Annotated in this window: 18 protein-coding genes and 1 other RNA gene; 12 read left to right on the top strand and 7 right to left on the bottom strand. The window is 64.7% G+C overall.

Annotation, left to right across the window (positions count from 1 at the left end; all coding sequences use genetic code 11):
• Positions 1-9: 9 nt before the first annotated feature.
• Positions 10-1539 (bottom strand): CoA-acylating methylmalonate-semialdehyde dehydrogenase, encoded by a 1530-nt coding sequence (locus J2X62_RS12020; RefSeq protein ID WP_371832727.1) that lies wholly within the window; start codon positions 1537-1539, stop codon positions 10-12.
• 75 nt (positions 1540-1614) lie between these two features.
• Here J2X62_RS12020 and J2X62_RS12015 point away from each other — a divergent pair, with 75 nt between their 5' ends.
• The 3 genes from J2X62_RS12015 to J2X62_RS12005 all read left to right on the top strand — a co-directional run bounded on the left by J2X62_RS12015 (position 1615) and on the right by J2X62_RS12005 (position 3859).
• Positions 1615-2517, top strand: a complete 903-nt coding sequence (locus J2X62_RS12015; RefSeq protein WP_032368142.1) for a LysR family transcriptional regulator — start codon at positions 1615-1617, stop codon at positions 2515-2517.
• A 200-nt stretch (positions 2518-2717) separates the two neighbouring features.
• A complete protein-coding gene (locus J2X62_RS12010) occupies positions 2718-2843 on the top strand; it encodes a hypothetical protein (RefSeq protein ID WP_255032530.1) in 126 nt (41 codons plus the stop codon).
• Positions 2844-2890: 47 nt separating this feature from the next.
• Positions 2891-3859, top strand: a complete 969-nt coding sequence (locus J2X62_RS12005; protein WP_283549350.1) for a cobalamin biosynthesis protein — start codon at positions 2891-2893, stop codon at positions 3857-3859.
• Here J2X62_RS12005 and J2X62_RS12000 read toward each other — a convergent pair.
• The 3 genes from J2X62_RS12000 to J2X62_RS11990 are packed head-to-tail and all read right to left on the bottom strand — an operon-like array spanning position 3800 to position 5898.
• The gene (locus J2X62_RS12000) at positions 3800-4717 is read right to left on the bottom strand and encodes an SURF1 family protein (RefSeq protein WP_032382786.1); all 918 of its coding nucleotides are present in this window, start codon (positions 4715-4717) and stop codon (positions 3800-3802) included. The two genes, J2X62_RS12005 and J2X62_RS12000, sit on opposite strands and share 60 nt — an antisense overlap.
• A gap of 18 nt (positions 4718-4735) precedes the next feature.
• A complete protein-coding gene (locus J2X62_RS11995; RefSeq protein ID WP_174557281.1) occupies positions 4736-5209 on the bottom strand; it encodes a low molecular weight protein-tyrosine-phosphatase in 474 nt (157 codons plus the stop codon).
• Entirely contained in the window at positions 5206-5898 is a 693-nt protein-coding gene (locus J2X62_RS11990; RefSeq protein WP_094652557.1) for an HAD-IA family hydrolase, read from the bottom strand. The genes J2X62_RS11995 and J2X62_RS11990 overlap by 4 nt, the downstream gene beginning before the upstream one ends.
• Positions 5899-5940: 42 nt before the next feature.
• Here J2X62_RS11990 and cobC point away from each other — a divergent pair, with 42 nt between their 5' ends.
• The 4 genes from cobC (at position 5941) to J2X62_RS11970 (ending at position 10067) form a co-directional block, all read left to right on the top strand.
• The gene (gene cobC / locus J2X62_RS11985; RefSeq protein ID WP_032406726.1) at positions 5941-6978 is read left to right on the top strand and encodes an Rv2231c family pyridoxal phosphate-dependent protein CobC; all 1038 of its coding nucleotides are present in this window, start codon (positions 5941-5943) and stop codon (positions 6976-6978) included.
• A gap of 14 nt (positions 6979-6992) precedes the next feature.
• Positions 6993-8114 carry a Nif3-like dinuclear metal center hexameric protein gene (locus J2X62_RS11980; protein WP_032406725.1) on the top strand — a complete coding sequence of 374 codons (1122 nt, stop codon included), beginning with the start codon at positions 6993-6995 and terminating at the stop codon, positions 8112-8114.
• Between the two features lie 106 nt (positions 8115-8220).
• The gene (locus tag J2X62_RS11975) at positions 8221-8958 is read left to right on the top strand and encodes a zinc ribbon domain-containing protein (protein WP_027497425.1); all 738 of its coding nucleotides are present in this window, start codon (positions 8221-8223) and stop codon (positions 8956-8958) included.
• Positions 8955-10067 carry a bifunctional RNase H/acid phosphatase gene (locus tag J2X62_RS11970; RefSeq protein WP_310180790.1) on the top strand — a complete coding sequence of 371 codons (1113 nt, stop codon included), beginning with the start codon at positions 8955-8957 and terminating at the stop codon, positions 10065-10067. The genes J2X62_RS11975 and J2X62_RS11970 overlap by 4 nt, the downstream gene beginning before the upstream one ends.
• A 19-nt stretch (positions 10068-10086) precedes the next feature.
• Here the strand turns inward: J2X62_RS11970 and J2X62_RS11965 are convergent, their stop codons facing one another.
• Together J2X62_RS11965 and J2X62_RS11960 are read right to left on the bottom strand one after the other, a co-directional pair.
• A complete protein-coding gene (locus tag J2X62_RS11965) occupies positions 10087-11337 on the bottom strand; it encodes an SLC13 family permease (RefSeq protein WP_032368135.1) in 1251 nt (416 codons plus the stop codon).
• Positions 11334-11858 carry a DUF1697 domain-containing protein gene (locus J2X62_RS11960; protein ID WP_310180786.1) on the bottom strand — a complete coding sequence of 175 codons (525 nt, stop codon included), beginning with the start codon at positions 11856-11858 and terminating at the stop codon, positions 11334-11336. The genes J2X62_RS11965 and J2X62_RS11960 overlap by 4 nt, the downstream gene beginning before the upstream one ends.
• 89 nt (positions 11859-11947) lie before the next feature.
• On the opposite strand from J2X62_RS11960, the gene J2X62_RS11955 reads away from it, so the two are divergent.
• From J2X62_RS11955 to J2X62_RS11935, 5 genes are all read left to right on the top strand, one after another.
• Positions 11948-12508, top strand: coding sequence for a TetR/AcrR family transcriptional regulator (locus tag J2X62_RS11955; protein ID WP_032391094.1), 561 nt, complete (start codon positions 11948-11950; stop codon positions 12506-12508).
• A 29-nt stretch (positions 12509-12537) separates the two neighbouring features.
• Positions 12538-13908 (top strand): MFS transporter, encoded by a 1371-nt coding sequence (locus J2X62_RS11950; RefSeq protein WP_052053219.1) that lies wholly within the window; start codon positions 12538-12540, stop codon positions 13906-13908.
• Positions 13909-13933: 25 nt separating this feature from the next.
• An RNA gene (gene rnpB, locus J2X62_RS11945) (RNase P RNA component class A) lies at positions 13934-14373 on the top strand.
• Between the two features lie 59 nt (positions 14374-14432).
• Entirely contained in the window at positions 14433-14615 is a 183-nt protein-coding gene (locus tag J2X62_RS11940; RefSeq protein WP_027497419.1) for a hypothetical protein, read from the top strand.
• 2 nt (positions 14616-14617) lie between these two features.
• On the top strand, positions 14618-16063 hold the full coding sequence (locus J2X62_RS11935) for an RNB domain-containing ribonuclease (protein ID WP_310180778.1): 1446 nt from the start codon (positions 14618-14620) through the stop codon (positions 16061-16063).
• Here the strand turns inward: J2X62_RS11935 and pip are convergent.
• Positions 16053-17009 (bottom strand): prolyl aminopeptidase, encoded by a 957-nt coding sequence (gene pip, locus J2X62_RS11930; RefSeq protein WP_310180777.1) that lies wholly within the window; start codon positions 17007-17009, stop codon positions 16053-16055. The genes J2X62_RS11935 and pip overlap by 11 nt on opposite strands.

Genomic DNA, 17009 nt, shown 5'->3' with positions numbered 1-17009 from the left:
TTGTAGAACTCAGTTGTTTGCAGGAAAGCCGAGATCGATACCGCCGTGGCTGGGATCGAGCCAGCGACTGGTGACGGCTTTACCGCGGGTGAAGAAGTGCACTCCTTCGGTGCCATGAGCGTGGCTGTCGCCGAACAAACTGCTCTTCCAGCCGCCGAAACTGTAGTACGCCATGGGAACGGGGATCGGCACATTGACACCGACCATGCCGACCTCGACCTCGTTCTGGAAACGCCGCGCCGCCCCGCCGTCGTTGGTGAAGATCGCCGTGCCGTTGCCGTACGGATTGTCGTTGATCAGGGTGAGGGCTTCGTCGTAGGTGTCGACACGGACGACCGAGAGCACAGGACCGAAGATCTCGTCGGTGTAGATGCTCATGTCCGGTGTCACATGGTCGATGAGCGTGGGGCCGAGCCAGAATCCGTCCGCAGCCCCGTCGGGTTGGACGGTGCGGCCGTCGACGACGATCGTGGCACCGGACGCCTCGCCTGCGTCGACATAGGACGCGACCTTGTCGCGGTGTACCCGGGTGACGAGCGGGCCCATGTCGGCGCCGCGGGTGCCGTCGCCGGTGACCAGTGGTGTGGTGCGTTCGGCGATCTTGGCGACGAGCTCGTCGGCGATCTTCCCGACGGCCACGAGAGCGGAGATGGCCATGCATCGCTCACCCGCCGAGCCGAAGCCGGCGTTGACCATGGCGTCCGCGGCCAGGTCGAGATCTGCATCGGGGAGGACGACGGCATGGTTCTTGGCACCGCCTAGGGCCTGGACGCGCTTGCCGTTGGCGGTACCGGTGGAGTAGACGTACTGGGCGATGGGCGTCGATCCGACGAAGGAGATCGACTTGATCTTCTTGTTCTCGAGCAGTTCGTCGACGGCGTCCTTGTCTCCCTGCAGCACGTTGAACACGCCGTCGGGCAGGCCTGCCTCGGCCCAGAGCCGCGCGAGCCAGATGCTGGCACTCGGGTCCTTCTCCGACGGCTTGAGCACGACGGTGTTACCGGCGGCGATGGCGATGGGGAAGAACCACATCGGCACCATGGCAGGGAAATTGAAGGGGGAGATGATGGCGACGGGTCCCAGCGGCTGACGAATCGAGTAGACGTCCACTCCGGTGGATGCATTCTCGGTGTAGCTGCCCTTGAGCAGATGGGCTATGCCACAGGCGAATTCGACTACTTCCTGACCGCGGGAAATCTCGCCGAGCGCGTCGGAGAGCACCTTGCCGTGCTCGGCCGTGATGATCTCGGCCAGCTCGTTCTTCTTGGCGTTGAGCAGTTCTCGAAAAAAGAAGAGGATCGAGGTGCGCTTGGCCAGGGAGGTGTCGCGCCACGCGGGAAAGGCAGCTGCGGCGGCATCGATGACGGCGCGGGCGTCACTCCGATCGGCGAGCGTGAGCGTGCCGGTGACCTCCCCGGTGGCGGGGTTGGTGACCGGTGACGTCCGATCGGAAGATCCGGAATAGGTCTTACCATCGAGCCAGTGTGAGATGACGTCGGTCAACGTTCGTTCCTTCCATCGGTGTGTCTCGAGTCTCATTCGAATCGATGCACATGTCAAAGGCCAAAATCGCAGATTGTCGTGCAGAAATGCACAGGGGGATAGGCTGGACGAGTGTTCAACCCAGACCACCTTCGCTATTTCCTCGAAGTGTCGAGAACGGGACGTCTGACCGACGCGTCTCGAACACTCGGCGTGGACCACACCACGGTCGGTCGGCGTATCACGGCACTCGAAAAGTCCGCAGGACAGCGACTTTTCGACCGAACCCCGACGGGTTGGCGATTGACCGAGGCAGGGCGAAGGCTGGTCGGGTACGCCGAAACCGTGGAGTCCACTCTGATCGCTGCCTTCGAGGATCAGACATCCGATACCGGATCGCTGCGGGGGACGGTGCGTATCGCGGCTCCGGACGGGTTCGGTGCTTTCGTTCTTACGCCGAAGCTGGGTGCGCTTCGCGACAAGCACCCCGATCTGGATATCGAACTCGTCACCGCCACCGAGCACAACTCGTTGGCCACCAGGGAATTCGACATTGCCATCACGTTGGAACGGCCGTCGCCCAGGTTGGTGGTGGCCCGGCAATTGGCGACCTACACCCTGGCGCTCTATGCCGCCGAGCGATACCTGGCTGCGCAGCCGACGATCGACTCGGTCGACGGTTTGCGTGGGCACACCCTGATCTCCTACGTGGATGCGCTGCTCGACGTAGCGCCGCTGCGCATTCTGGATTCGATTCTGCCCGACGGTCGGGCGCAGATTCAGACCAACAACATCACCGGCCAGTGGATCGCGGCGCGGTCCGGAGTGGGAATTGCGCCGTTGCCCAGCTACATCGGCGAACCGGACGACACGTTGATTCCGGTGTTGCCGGGCCTCGTCTCGGTCGAACGCACCTACTGGACGGTGATTCCGCGGGAGCTGACGGGGTTGGCGCGGGTGAAGGTGGTGGACGACTTCATCGGATCGGTCGTGGCCGAGGAGCCCCACATGCGTGCGGTGCCCGTCGGTCGATAGTCGCGGTCACTAAATGCACGAGATCGTCGGTGGCCGTTGAAATTTGGACGTTCGATGTGTCCGTCGTCTCGTGACGACAGACACACGTGACGCCGACCTCAAAGCAGTGGGAATCGCCCTACCGGCGGGTAACAATCTGTTAAGGAATACGTCGGCCACGGCACCGCCGCGGCAGGCCCACAACGATTCTTGGGGGAATCATGACCATGTTCGTGGTAGCAGCAATCGGTTTCGTCGGTATGGCCATCGCCTTGCTCAACGACGGAAGCGACATCGACTTCAGGAGCCGTCAGCTCTCCGGCGCGTACAACCGGCGCTGGGCCTGACCCGTACCGATTCCGCACACCGGTTGGCCGGTGGATAGATTCGTGCGATGTGGACACACCCCCGAGCGATCGGATTGCTGGTCGGATACGGCCTGGATCGAGTGTTCACAGACCCACAGCGCTGGCATCCGGTAGCAGGATTCGGAACGGCTGCCCTTCGCGTCGAGGCTCGGCTCTACCGCGACAACAGGATTGCGGGTGTCATCCATACCGCCGTACTGGTAGGGGGCGTCACCGCACTCGGAATCGCATCCACGCGAGCAGTGTCGCGTCTCGGCCCACCGGCCGAGGCCGCTCTGGTGGCTACCGCGACGTGGGCCGCGCTGGGCGGATCATCGCTGTCGGTAGTAGGTCGCTCGATGGCCGATCACCTCGACCGAGACGACCTGCCCGGCGCACGCGCATTGCTCCCGTCACTGTGCGGACGTGACCCGGCATTCCTCGACTCCGACGGGCTGGCACGCGCGGCACTCGAATCCATCGCCGAGAACACATCCGACGCAACAGTCGGTGTCGTGGTGTGGGGAGCCCTGGCCGGCGTACCGGGAATCCTGGCATACCGAGCCAGCAACACACTCGATGCAATGGTGGGATACCGGTCTCCGAAATACCTACGGTTCGGATGGGCCGCCGCACGCCTCGACGACGCGCTGAACCTGTTGCCGGCACGAGTCACGGGTGCGGCGACCGTTCTCGCTGCACCGCTGGTGCAGGGTTCTGCTGCCCACGCGCTACAGGTGTGGCGACGAGACGCATCCCGCCATCCCAGCCCCAATGCCGGGGTGCCGGAAGCCGCGTCGGCGGGTGCGCTCGGACTACAACTCGGTGGGCGCACTCAATACCGGCACGGCGTGGAGATCAGGCCCACACTCGGCGACGGGCGAGCGCCCACGGCACGGGACCTTCGGCGAGCAGTCGTGCTGTCGACGCGGGTGCAAGAGTTCGCGACGGCTGCGTCAGCGGTTCTTGCCGTATCGATCCGCCAGGCGAGGATCCGTCGGCGTTCTCGCCTGTGACGCCGCGCGGGCCCTGGCCCGCTTCTCGCGTCGGGTCGGAAGAGTGAATTCTTCTTCGTCGTCCGGCGCGGAATCGTCGTCGGACGTCGGGTCGGACTGATCGGACATCGCGTCGGCCATCTCGGTTCTAGACATGCGTCGCTCCCGCAGCTCGGCGCGGACGAAATACGCAAGACCCAACGGTGCCATGATGCCGAACGCCAGCCACTGCAGCCCGTAGGACAGATAGGGGCCCGCGTCGGTCTGCGGGAGCTCGATGAGGCCGAGGCCACCGGGCTGACCGTCGTCGAGCTGCAGGTACCCGTCGATCGCGTCGACACCGACCGCTGCGCCGATCTGCTCCGGGTTGATGTTGTACACCTGCAGGCGGCCGTCCTCCTGGATCGGCTCACGTGATGTTCCTTCGGCCTGACGAACGCGGGCATCGAGAGTGACCGGGCCGGTTGGGGCTGCTGCGAACTCGGGCGGTCGCGTTCCCTCCACCGGGAGCACGTATCCGCGGTTGACGAGAACAGTAGGGCCATCGTCGATGACGAACGGAGTGATGACCTCGTACGCGGGCTGCTCACGAATGCTGCGCAGCCGCACCAGGGCGTCGGAATTCTCCACGTAACTGCCCTGCGCGATCACCCGCCGCCATTCGTCGTCGGCCGCGAATCCGTTCCCGGTGAGAACGTCGGTGATCGGCACCGGATCTGCCCCGACCGATCGGGTGATCAAGTCGTTGCGTGCAGAAGTCGAGGTGTTCTTGCCCAGCTGCCACGGAGCGAGCACGCTGAAGCACAAGAATGCGAACGCCAGCGCGACGGCAGCCAGCACCAACCACTTCGGACGTAGCAAGAACCGTAACTTCTCCACCCCACCACGGTAGCCGGGTCAGGCGGTCAGCCGAGACCGCGCCCAATCGATCAAGCCGGGCACGGCGTCCTCGATCTGTTCTCGCACCTCGGTGAACGCAGAATCCGACGAGTAGTAGGGATCTGCGACCGACGCATCGTCGGCGTCGGGATCGAACGAACGCAGCAGCTGCACCCGATCGGCCGGTGCACCCAACTGCAGTAGAGATCGAGCGTGGCCGGTGTCGAGAGCAACGATCAGATCGGCGGCGAGGTGGTCCGGTCCCACCTGGTTCGCTTCGTGCTCGCTCTCGTAGCCGTGCGCATCGAGTTCCGCGACCGTCCGCGGGTCTGCGCCGTCGCCGACATGCCACCCGTCGATTCCCGCGCTCGATACGCGGACTGCATCACTTAGGCCCGCCTCGGTCAGGTGGGCGGAGAACACCTTCTCGGCCATCGGTGATCGACAGATGTTTCCGGTGCACACGAACGTCACATGCAGTGGCTCGCTCACCGCGACGCCTCCGTGTTCTGCTCGAGCACGGCGGCCAGTTCGTCCATGTCCGACGCGGTGAACGCGGCGTCGTCGCTCTCACCGTCGATGCCGTAGCCCCATTCCACGTAGACCGCCGGAATTCCGAACCGGGCCGCGCCGTGCACATCGTGATCGCGGTCGCCGATCATGATCACCCCTGCGGTGCCGCCGTCCGAGGATTCGACGGGATCGATGCCGAGATTGGTCAGCGAGTGCGCGATGACGTCGGACTTCGCTCGCCGCGACCCGTCGTTGCTGGCACCGCCGATGAAGTCGAAGTACCGCGACAAGCCGAAGTGGTCGAGAATTCGGACGGCGAAGCGCTCCGACTTGGACGTCGCCACGCCCAGCCGAACACCGCGATCCCGCAATCGCGTCAGCACCGTCTCGATGCCGTCGAACGCGGTGTTCTCGGCCCAACCCCGCTCGTCGTAGCGGTCGAAGTAGGCGGCGAGCGCGCGCTGAGCTGCCTCCTCGTCCAGGCCCATCGAGCGCAGCGTGTCGATCAGCGGTGGACCGACGACGAGAGAGAGTTGCTGTTCGGTCGGTTCGGGAGCGCCGACCGAGGCCAGCGCGTGGCGAAATCCTGCGTGAATTCCCGGTGCGGAATCGGTCAACGTTCCGTCGAGATCGAACAGGACAACGGATGCGGGCAGAGCGGCAGACATGGCCTGAGCCTATCGGTGCACGTGACGGCTAGGCTCGTCGCGATGTCCGATACAGCGTCCGGCCCCGATGCATTTCTCCGTCATCACGGAGATCTCGAGGTCGGCTCGGGCCTCGTCGACTTCGCCGTCAACGTGCGCGGTGATGGCCCGCCCCCGTGGCTTCGTGATCGGCTCGCTGCAGCCCTGAACTCGCTCGGTTCGTATCCATCGGGGGCAGCCGAGCGGGCGGCTCGGGAGCAGGTCGCCGCACACCACGGACGCTCGCCGGACGAGGTACTGCTGCTCGGTGGCGGAGCCGAAGGATTCGCGATGCTGCCGCGGCTCGAGCCGGCCCTCGTGGCAACCGTGCACCCGTCGTTCACCGAGCCCGACTGGGTGCTCGAGCAGGCCGGCATTCCCGTGCATCGGGTGTTACTCCAGCCGCCGTTTCTGCTCGATCGGGGCCTGGTGCCCGAGGCCGCCGACATGGTGATCGTCGGCAATCCCACCAATCCGACGTCGGTGCTGCATCCCCGAGAAGTAGTACTCGGTCTGCGTAGGCCCGGCCGCACGGTCGTGGTCGACGAAGCATTCGCCGACGCAGTGACGGGAGCAGGAGAGTCGGTCTCCTCGGACAGCGTCGCGGACGTGCTGGTACTCCGAAGCCTGACGAAGACGTGGGCATTGGCGGGGTTGCGGTGCGGCTACGCTCTGGCCCATCCCGACGTACTCGAACGAATGCAGCGGGGCCGTGCGCACTGGCCCCTGGGCACTCTGCAGCTCGAAGCAATCCGCGCCTGTACCGAGCCGTTCGCGGTCGAGCAGGCCCGAGCCGAAGCGCTGCGTATCGACGCCGAACGTGACGCCATGATCGCGAGACTGACCGCACTCGGTCTCGACATTGCCGGACCGGCGCGAGCGCCGTTTCTTCTGGCGCGGGTCGACGGCGCCGACGGGATCCGAGAACGCCTGCGCACGAAGGGAATTGCGGTTCGGCGCGGCGACACGTTTCCCGGACTGGATCGCAACTACCTACGCGTCGCCGTACGGGACTCGGCACACGTCGACATACTGGTGCATGCGTTGAACACCGTTCTGTGAGGAGAGCAATCGACATGGCAGTGACTCTGGCGAACGTCATCGAGGTTCTCGACAAGGCATACCCGCCTCGATTGGCCGAGAGCTGGGACTCGGTGGGATTGGTATGCGGAGATCCGGAATCCGAAGTGCGACAAGTGCTCTACGCCGTCGACGTCACCCCGGCCGTCGTGGACGAGGCCATCTCCTGGGGTGCCGACCTCATCGTCGCCCATCACCCTCTGCTGCTCAAAGGAGTCGATTCGGTTGCGGCCGACACCGCCAAAGGCTCGGTGATCCACCGCCTGATCAAGGCCGACTGCGCGCTGTTCACCGCCCATACCAACGCCGACTCGGCCGATCCCGGTGTCTCCGACGCACTCGCGTCGGCCCTCGGTGTGATCGACACCAGGCCACTCGATCCCATTCCTGCTCCGGCGCACGACAAATGGGTCGTATTCGTGCCGTCCGCCGACACTGCGGCGGTGCGCCAGGCGCTGTTCGACGCCGGAGCCGGTGAGATCGGCGACTACAGCGAAGCGAGTTGGCACACCGAGGGGCTGGGCCAATTCCGGCCGCAGCCCGGTGCTCATCCGACGCTCGGTGTCGTCGGCGAAGTCCACACCGTGACCGAGGACCGAATCGAGGTGGTGGCATCTCGGGCCGACCGCGCGCGGATGCAGTCCGCGCTCAGACGTGCGCATCCGTACGAGGAGCCCGCGTTCGATGTCTTCGAGTCCGCGGCCCTACCGTCGTGCACCGGTCTGGGGCGGATCGGACGCTTGCCTGATCCGATGACCCTCGCCGAGTTCACCGATGTCGTCCGAGACGCTCTGCCGGCCACCAGCTGGGGAGTGCGAGCAGCGGGTGATCCGGACGCGACGGTGTCGATCGTCGCCCTGTGCGGGGGAGCAGGGGACTCGTTCCTCGCAACCGTCGCGCGGACCGACGCCGACGTTTATGTCACGTCCGATCTCAGGCATCATCCCGTCGACGAGCACCTGAGGGCGGGTGGGCCCGCGGTGATCGACACGGCCCACTGGGCCTCGGAGTTCCCGTGGTGTGCTCAGGCGAGGAGCATCGTGGACGCCGAATTCGGCGACACGGACGGCTGGAGCAGCAGGGTCAGCGATGTCCGTACCGACCCGTGGACGCTGTGACCGACGAACCCCGCGACCGGGGGACTGGACGGATCCGGCTCGGTACGTTCTGCGCAGCCGGTAGGGTAATCGGAATCAACTTCCATAGTCGCAGGAGTCATCAAGCGTGAACGTCGATCCCAAAGTCCAGGCCTCGCTACTCGAATTGGCCGGTGTGGATACCGAACTCTCGCAGATCGCCCATCGCCGAAAGACCCTCCCCGAGCAGCAGGAGGTCGACAAACTCGAGGCCGAGCGCATCACCCGCAAGGATGCTGCCGTCACGGTGCAGATCTCGATGGACGACCTCGATCGCGACATCCGCAAGCTCGAGGGCGAAGTCGATGCCGTTCGCCAGCGTGAGGCGCGCGACAAGAAGATGCTCGAGAGCGGCACGATTGCGCCCAAGCAGATGACCGAGCTGCAGCACGAGCTCGGCAGTCTCGAACGGCGGCAGAGCATCCTCGAGGAAGAACTGCTCGAAGTCATGGAACAGCGCGAGGCCAGCGAGCGCGATTACGAACACGCCGGAGCGCAGTTGACGCAGATCGAGGACGAAATGGTCGACGCCGGTCGTCGCCGCGACGACGCTGTCGCAGATCTGGACGTCGCCGAGAAGCGGAGCGCCGAGCGTCGCGAGGCATTGATCTCGGGTATGCCGGCCGATCTGCTGGCGCTGTACGAGAAGCAACGCGCACTGACCGGTCGAGGCGCAGCATTGCTGCAGGCCCGCCGATGCGGCGCATGCCGAATCGAGCTCGACCGCAACGAAATTGCGAGCATCGCCAACAAACCTGCCGACGCTCTGGTTCGTTGCTCGGAATGCAACGCAATCCTGGTGCGCACCAAGGAGTCCGGAATTTGAGTGCCGCGCAACGGGTCGTCGTCGAAGCCGACGGCGGCTCCCGCGGCAACCCGGGTCCCGCCGGATACGGAGCCGTGGTGTTCACAGCAGATCGCAGCGAGGTGTTGGCCGAACGCCGGGAGGCGCTGGGAATCGCAACGAACAACGTGGCCGAGTACAGAGGCCTCATCGCTGCGTTGACGGCGGCCGCGGACGTCGGTGCCCGTGAGGTCGACGTTCGGATGGACTCCAAACTCGTCGTCGAACAGATGTCGGGACGCTGGAAGGTCAAGCATCCCGACATGATTCCGCTCAATCGCCGAGCGGCGGAGCTTGCTCGGACGTTCGATCACGTCACCTTCCAATGGATTCCGCGGGAGCAGAACTCACACGCCGACGGTCTGGCGAACGAGGCGATGGATGCCGCGGCCAAGGGGATCGACCTCCCTGATCTGCCCGATTCCGAACCGGCCGCGAAGCAACCCGCGGCGGCCCCCGGGTGGACCGGTGCAGTGGGCGACCCCACCCGAATGTTGTTGTTGCGCCACGGCCAGACCGCGCTGTCGGTCGACCGGCGATACTCCGGCCGCGGAAATCCGGAACTGACCGAGCTGGGAGTTCGACAGGCCACCGCTGCAGCGGCAAGGCTCGGCGGACACGACGACATCGCAGCGATCGTCTCGTCCCCCCTCGGCCGCGCCCGACAGACTGCCGACGCCGCGGCAGGTGCACTCGGACTCGACGTGACCACCGTCGACGATCTGACCGAAACGGACTTCGGCGACTGGGAAGGTCTGACCTTCGCGGAGGCGAAAGACCGCTATCCCGAACAACATCGGGCCTGGCTGGGCGATACCTCGGTGACCCCGCCCAACGGCGAGAGTTTCGACGCAGTGCGCACTCGAATCGAATCGGCCCGTGATCGATTGATCAAAGAGTATGCGGGTAAGACGATCGTCGTCGTGACACACGTGACGCCGATCAAGACACTGCTGCAACTGGCACTGGACGTCGGACCGTCACTGCTCTACCGAATGCACCTGGACCTCGCGTCGCTGAGCATCGCCGAGTTCTACCCCGACGGCGGGGCATCGGTGAAATTGGTCAACGACACGTCTCACCTGACCTGATCCTGCGGAGGTGCGGGTCTCAGATCTGCAGCGCCAGCCATAGGCCCGCCACTGCTCCGACGATGGTCAACGGGGTCGTGATGACACCGAGCACGGTGAACGTTTTCAGATCCGCCGGCTCGTCGTTGGCCGATGCGACGCGTCGCCACAACATGATCGCCAGTGAACCGACGTAGGTCAGGTTAGGACCGAGGTTCACGCCGATCACCATGGCCAACAGCAGCGCCGGGGGAGCGTCCGCGCCGAAGGCCGCCAGCAGCAGCAATGTTGCGGGCAGGTTGTTGACGATGTTCGACGCCACCGCCGCAATGGCAGCTGCGGCCAACAGGGACGCGAAGGTGGTGTCCGACGGCAGAATTCGCGCCAGCCAGTCGCCGATCGGGCCCGTCGTCACGCCGAGAACGACGATGCCGAGAAGGAAGACGAAGCCACAGAACGGCAGATCGGCACCGCGCAGAATCGCGCGAGGCGTGGTGTGGCGAGCTCGAAGTGCCGGGATCGCGAGCGCAATCGACCCCACGGCAGCCACCCAGAACGGTTCGATATCGAACAGTCCTGCCACGGCGAAGCCGATCAATGTCGCGCCGAGGATGACGAGTGTGCTTCGCGGTGCTGGGACGTCGTCAGTGCTGTGTTCGGTCGCGGAGTCCGTCGGTGTCGCAGTGCGGGTCAGATCCTTGCGGAAGAAGATCAGGAACACCGCCAGTTCGATGGCGACCGCGAAAATCCACGGTAGCGCCATCAGTGCGGTGAAGTGAAGGAAGGTCAGGCCCGTCGCAGCGAAGGCCAGCAGGTTGGTCAGATTCGACACCGGCAGCAAGGTCGACGCCGAATTGGACAGGTGCGCAGTGGCGTAACTGTGTGGACGCGGCGACATCCCCAGGATCCGAGCGGCACCGATGATGGCCGGTGTCAGCAGAACAACGGTCGCGTCGAGGCTCAGTACGGCTGTGGTGGCCGCGGCAGCGGCGAACACGAGGGTCAGCAGTCTGCGGGGGCTGCCCTTGGATCCGCGGCGTAGCTTCGCCGCGATCCAGGTGAACACACCGAGGGCATCCGACAGATGCGCCAGGATCAGGATGAACGCCAGAAAGACGACGGTGGGTGCGAGTTCGAGTACCTGCTCACGGGCGGCGTCGAGGCTGACGAGGCCGACGAGAAGAACAACTGCGGCCGCTGGAAGTGCAGCAACGATCTCCGGAAGACCGCGCGGGCGAACGATGGCGAAGACGAGAACGGCGGCGACCAATGCCGCAGCGAGAACGGTCACGCGAGAATCTTCACGAGAGTGCGGACGTTCCGCGTGGTGGTCGTGGCCTTGTACTTCGCCTTCGCCGTGGCTTTTCCGAACCTACTGTCGGTGGTGTTGCCCTTGCGCACCTCCCAGTAGAGCACGCTGTTCCCCTCGGCAATCCTCTCGAGATCGGGGTCGAGTTCCACTGCAAGAGCGGACAATTCGGTCAAATGGCTACCGTCGTTACCGAACACCACATAAGGATGCCAGCCCTCCCGTTCGGCGTCGAACGGGTAGGACTCCACTATCGCCCTCAGTGTCGGGACGTCGAGTACGACAACCCAGGCTCGGTAGCCGAACGCCTCGGCGAGCGTGCTCTCCACCTGTGCTTTCAGGGCGGCGGCCGCCAGCGGCGACTGCAGCAGTACGTTGCCGGTCGCCAGAATCGTGCGGACATTCGTGAAGCCGGCCGAGGCCAGAGCTGCGCGGAGGTCGACCATCTTGATGTTGATGCCGCCGACGTTGATGCCGCGCAGCAGCACAACCCATTCACTCATGGAAAGAACTGTAGTGAAGCGCACGAGAACAACCATTGAAGTCAGTAGTTAGTAACCAGTAACTTGGCGGCATGGCGCAGAGAGGACGGATGACAGGCACGGAACGACGGCAGCAAATACTGCGGATAGCGGCAGACGAATTCGCATCGTCCGGACTGCACGGCGGTTCGACCGACAGGATCGCCCGCGAAGCAGGGATCACCCAGGCCTACATCTTTCGAATATTCGGAACCAAGAAGGCACTCTTCTCCGAGCTGGTGGTCGCGTCGTTCGACCGTGTGGCGGATGGAATGCGCGCGGCCGCAGGTACTGCCACCGGTCAGCAAGCCTTGGCCTCGATGGGGGAGTGCTATTACGCCACGCTCGAGGATCGAACCTCACTCCTGCTGCAGCTGCAGGGGATCGCCGCGTGTGGCGACGAAGAGGTGCGCGACGCCGTTCGAGAGGCGTTCGGCCGGATGTGGAACACCGTCGTAGAGGTCACCGGTCTCGATGCGGTGACCGTCAAAGCGTTTCTGGCGTTCGGCATGCTGCTCAACAGTGGCGCGGCCCTGCAGATTCATGACGTCGACCAACCCTGGGCGAACGGAGTGGGCACTCGTATCCACGCCGGATTGTTCGACCACATCACGAGCGAGACGAACCGTTGATCTCCGGCTCCGAGCACGACGAATCACGAATGCTCGTGCCTTCTCTGTTGTTCGTCGGAGTCGTCGTCGCCGCTGTCGGTAGCCTCGGGGCCCCGCTGATCACCAGCGTCGCAACAACTTTCGACGTCTCCCTCTCCAGTGCACAATGGACGTTGACGTTGGCTTTGTTGACCGGTGCCGTCACGACACCGGTTCTGGGCCGCCTCGGATCGGGTCCGCATCGACGGGCAGCAATCCTCGGGACACTGGGCGTCGTCTCGGCCGGAGGCATTCTGACCGCACTGCCGCTGTCCTTCTCCTGGCTGCTCCTCGGCCGGGCAGCCCAGGGAGTGGGACTGGCCCTGACTTCGATGCTGATGGGTGTGGTGCGAGATCATCTGTCCGACAAGCGGTCCGGATCGACCATCGCTTTGTTGTCGGTCGCGTCTACTGCGGGTGTCGGTGTGGGCTATCCCTTGTCGGGGTTTCTGGCCGAGCACGGCGGTCTCCGGCTCGCATACGGATTCGGTGCTGTGATGACGGTCATGGCGTTTGCCGTTGCTCTGCGAGTTGTTCCTGCCTCGACGCGCAAGCGCGCGACCCGCATCGACGTTCCGGGTGCGGTGCTGCTGGCGCTCCCTCTCACCCTGGTGCTCGTTCTCATCAGTGAGACCGCGCTGTGGACGAGCCGCCCTTGGACGGCGGGGGTGCTGGCTGCAATCGCGGTCGTCGCTGCGGGCATATGGGTACGCGTCGAACTGAGAAGCTCGGCACCGCTCGTCGATCTTCGGTTGTTTCGTCACAGGGCTGTGGTCGGAGCGAACGGCGCAATGTTGCTCGGCGGCATCGGAATGTATCTGCTGCTGACCCTCGCTACGCGCTACGCGCAGACGCCTTCCGGTGCCGGATACGGTTTCGGCCTCGACGTGTTCGCGGCGGGCCTCGTCCTGGTTCCGTTCTCGGTGTTCGGATTTCTCGCCGGCAAGCTGGTATCCAGAGTGCTGCGTCGGGTGGGGGCAGGCAGCGCGCTGACGGTCAGCGCACTGATCGTTCTGGTGGCTCTCGCCTTGTTCGCCGGTACCCGCGCCGGCATCGTTGAACTCTGTGCGGTGATGGCGATTCTGGGTTTCGGAGTCGGAAGCTTTTCGGCCGCGCTGCCGGCCGTCGTGCTGCCGGTGGTGCCCTCCGCGGAGACCTCGAGCGTCATGAGTATCAACCAGGTGGTGCGCAGTGTCGGATTCTCTTTCGGAAGCGCGATCGGTGGTCTGGTACTCGCCGCCGGAACGAGTCCGGGCTCCACCTTCCCCGGAGAGGATGCCTACACGTCCGCCGCCTGGGTGGGGGTGATCGTCACCGCTGCCGCGGCCATCGTGAGTGCCTCTGTTCTTCATGGCCGGGCAATCGCCGGGCATCCGACGTGAGGCGGGTAGAGTACGCAATCGCGAACGAGTTGGCTGGACGGCTGCGGCTCGAAGTACCGACGGACAGGTTCCGTTCCGCTTCGGGCCGAGGAAAGTCCGGACTCCACAGAGCAGGGCGGTTGTTAACGGCAACCCGAGGTGACTCGCGGGACAGTGCCACAGAAAACAGACCGCCTGCGGTTCGGTTCTTCGGGATCGAAGCGCAGGTCAGGGTGAAACGGTGCGGTAAGAGCGCACCAGCATCCCAGGTGACTGGGGTGGCTAGGTAAACCCCGCCCGGAGCAAGGTCGAAGGCTGCACCGCGCAAGGGGTGCAGCTGCGCAGGTGCTCGAGGGCTGCTCGCCCGAGCCTGCGGGTGGACTGCTCGAGGTACCCGGCAACGGTGTGCCCAGATGGATGGTCGTCTATTCGATCTCGCGAGAGCGGGTCGATGCACAGGATCCGGCTTACAGGCCGACTCGTTCGCACTCCAATTTCTCGCGCGGTACACCTGCGGCGTGGCTGTATGGGGCACACTGGAAGTCATGACCGACGACGACAGCTCCTGGTACTACGACATCAGCACCAAGCAGGTTGTGCAGGGCAAGGAGACCAATGCCCTCGACCGCATGGGTCCGTATCCGGACAAGGCCACCGCAGAGCAGGCGCTGAAGATCGCAGCCGCCCGCAACAAGGCCGCCGACTCCGACGACGACTGGAACAACTGACGGTGCTGCTCACCCGGCTGAGGGCTCCGAACTTCGATTTCGAGTCCATCAGATCCGAGTTCGGTCTGTCCGATGTCTTCGACGCAGACGTGATGCGCGAAGCGATCGAAGCCCGAGACCTGCACGCCGACAGCAGAATCGACCGCACCGACATTCCTTTCGTCACCATCGACCCACCCGGCTCGAAGGACCTCGACCAAGCCGTACACATCGAGAAGACGGCCAACGGCTTGGTGGTGCACTACGCGATCGCCGACGTGGGTGCGCTGGTGATGCCGGGGGGAGCGCTCAACGTGGAAACCCGCCGACGCGGCCAGACGTACTATCTCCCCGACGGATCTGTTCCGTTGCACCCACGTGAGTTGTCGGAGGGCTCGGGCAGCCTGTTGGAGGGACAGACTCGCTGCGCTGCACTGTGGACCATCGAACTCGACGACGTCGGTGAAGCCGCGGCGTGGACCGTCACCCGGGCGCTCGTGCGATCTACCGCGCGTCTCGATTACGCGGGAGTGCAAGCGGACTTCGACGCCGGCACACCGCACCCGTCGATCGCTGCCCTTGCCGAATTCGGACACCTACGGGCGGAGGCAGCCAGACGTCGAGGAGCCATCGACATCACGCTCCCCGAGCAGGAAGTGGTTCCGGACGGCCGCGGTTGGCGAATCGTTCTGCAACCGCGAACAGCAGTCGACGGCTGGAACGCCGAGGTGTCCTTGCTGACGGGCATGTGCGCAGCCAGAATCATGCTCGACGCCGGAATCGGCATCGTACGCACGCTTCCGCCCGCACCGCCCGAGGCCGTCGAGACCCTGAAGAAGACCGCGAACGCACTCGGAATCGAGTGGCCCGCCGGAGCATCCGCCGGCGCGGTACTCGCCGGCCTGCCCACCGACGAACCGTCGACCCTGGCGATGATGACTCAGGCCACGGGATTGCTTCGGGGAGCGGACTATTCGGCGTTCGACAGTCGGACCCCGAACTCGACCATCGATGCACCCGGCACCGACGATTCCGTCGAACACTCGGGTATCGGAGCGCCGTACGCCCATGTGACGGCCCCGTTGCGACGGCTGTCGGATCGGTTCGCCACCGAGGTGTGTCTGGCCGTGGTCGCCGGTGTGCCCGTCCCCGAGTGGGCGGCGCAGGCGCTGCCGGAGCTACCGGCGATCATGCGTGGATCGGATTCTGCAGCATCGAAAGTGGACCGAGCCTGCATCGATCTGACCGAAGCGCACGTGCTCGAAGATCGCGTAGGTCATACGTTCGACGCAGTGGTGCTGCGCGGTGCCGAGGGCAAGCGCGACGCCGAGGTGCTCGTGTCCGAACCGATAGTCATGGGCAAGTGCGACGGCGAGCCGCCTGCGGGGGAGTCGGTGCAGGTCCGATTGACTCGGGCCGACACCGACTCGCGCACAGTCCGATTCGACTATCCGCCTGTCACGGCCTGAAGCGGTCGGTAGCCTCGACCAGGTGGTGGACGATGCCCGGCTCGGCCGCAGAATGGCCGGCATCGTCGACGATCACCAGATCTGCACTCGGCCAGGCCTTGTGCAGTGCCCACGCGCTCGTGGCCGGGCACACCACGTCGTAGCGGCCCTGCACGATCACACCAGGAATACCGTCGAGCAGGTGCGCGTCGCGTAGCAACTGGTTCTCTTCGAGGAAGCACCCGTTGTGGAAGTAGTGATTCTCGATTCCGGCGAAGGCGCGAGCGAAACGCGCATCCGAATTATGCTGTACAGCATCGGGTTTCGGGAGCAGGTAACTCGTCGCTGCCTCCCACGACGACCACGCCACCGCGGCCCGGGTCGCGGCAGCGTCGTCCTCGGACATCAGCTGTCGGTGATATGCCTCGACCAGATCCCCGTCTCGTTCGCCTTCCGGAATGGGGGCGAGAAACTCCTCCCACAGGTCCGGGAAGATGTGTCCGGCACCGCCGCGGTAGTACCAGTCGATCTCCGACGGCCGGACGAGGAAGATTCCTCGGAGCACGAGTCCTCGTACCCTCTCGCGATGCGTCTGTGCGTAGGCCAGCGACAACGTGGAGCCCCAGGATCCGCCGAACACCAACCAGGTGTCGATGTTCAGGTGCTCGCGGAGTTTTTCCATGTCGGAGATCAAGCGATCGGTGGTGTTGACCAACAGATCTGCCCCGTCGGCAATATGTGGGGTCGACAGCCCGCAGCCTCGCTGATCGAACAACACGATGCGGTAGACCTGCGGATCGAAGTAGCGACGCTGCAGCGGATTGGTGGCACCGCCGGGACCGCCGTGCACGAACACCACTGGTTCGCCATCGGGGTTGCCGGAGATCTCCCAGTAGATCTGCTGCCCTTCGCCGACGTCGAGGTGACCGGTCTCCACGGGCTCGATCTCCGGGTACAAGGTGCGCAT

Origin of the sequence: Rhodococcus sp. 3258 (assembly GCF_031456475.1) — a bacterium.
GTDB classification, from domain to species: Bacteria; Actinomycetota; Actinomycetes; order Mycobacteriales; family Mycobacteriaceae; genus Rhodococcoides; species Rhodococcoides fascians.
This window is presented reverse-complemented; position numbering and strand designations above follow the sequence as displayed.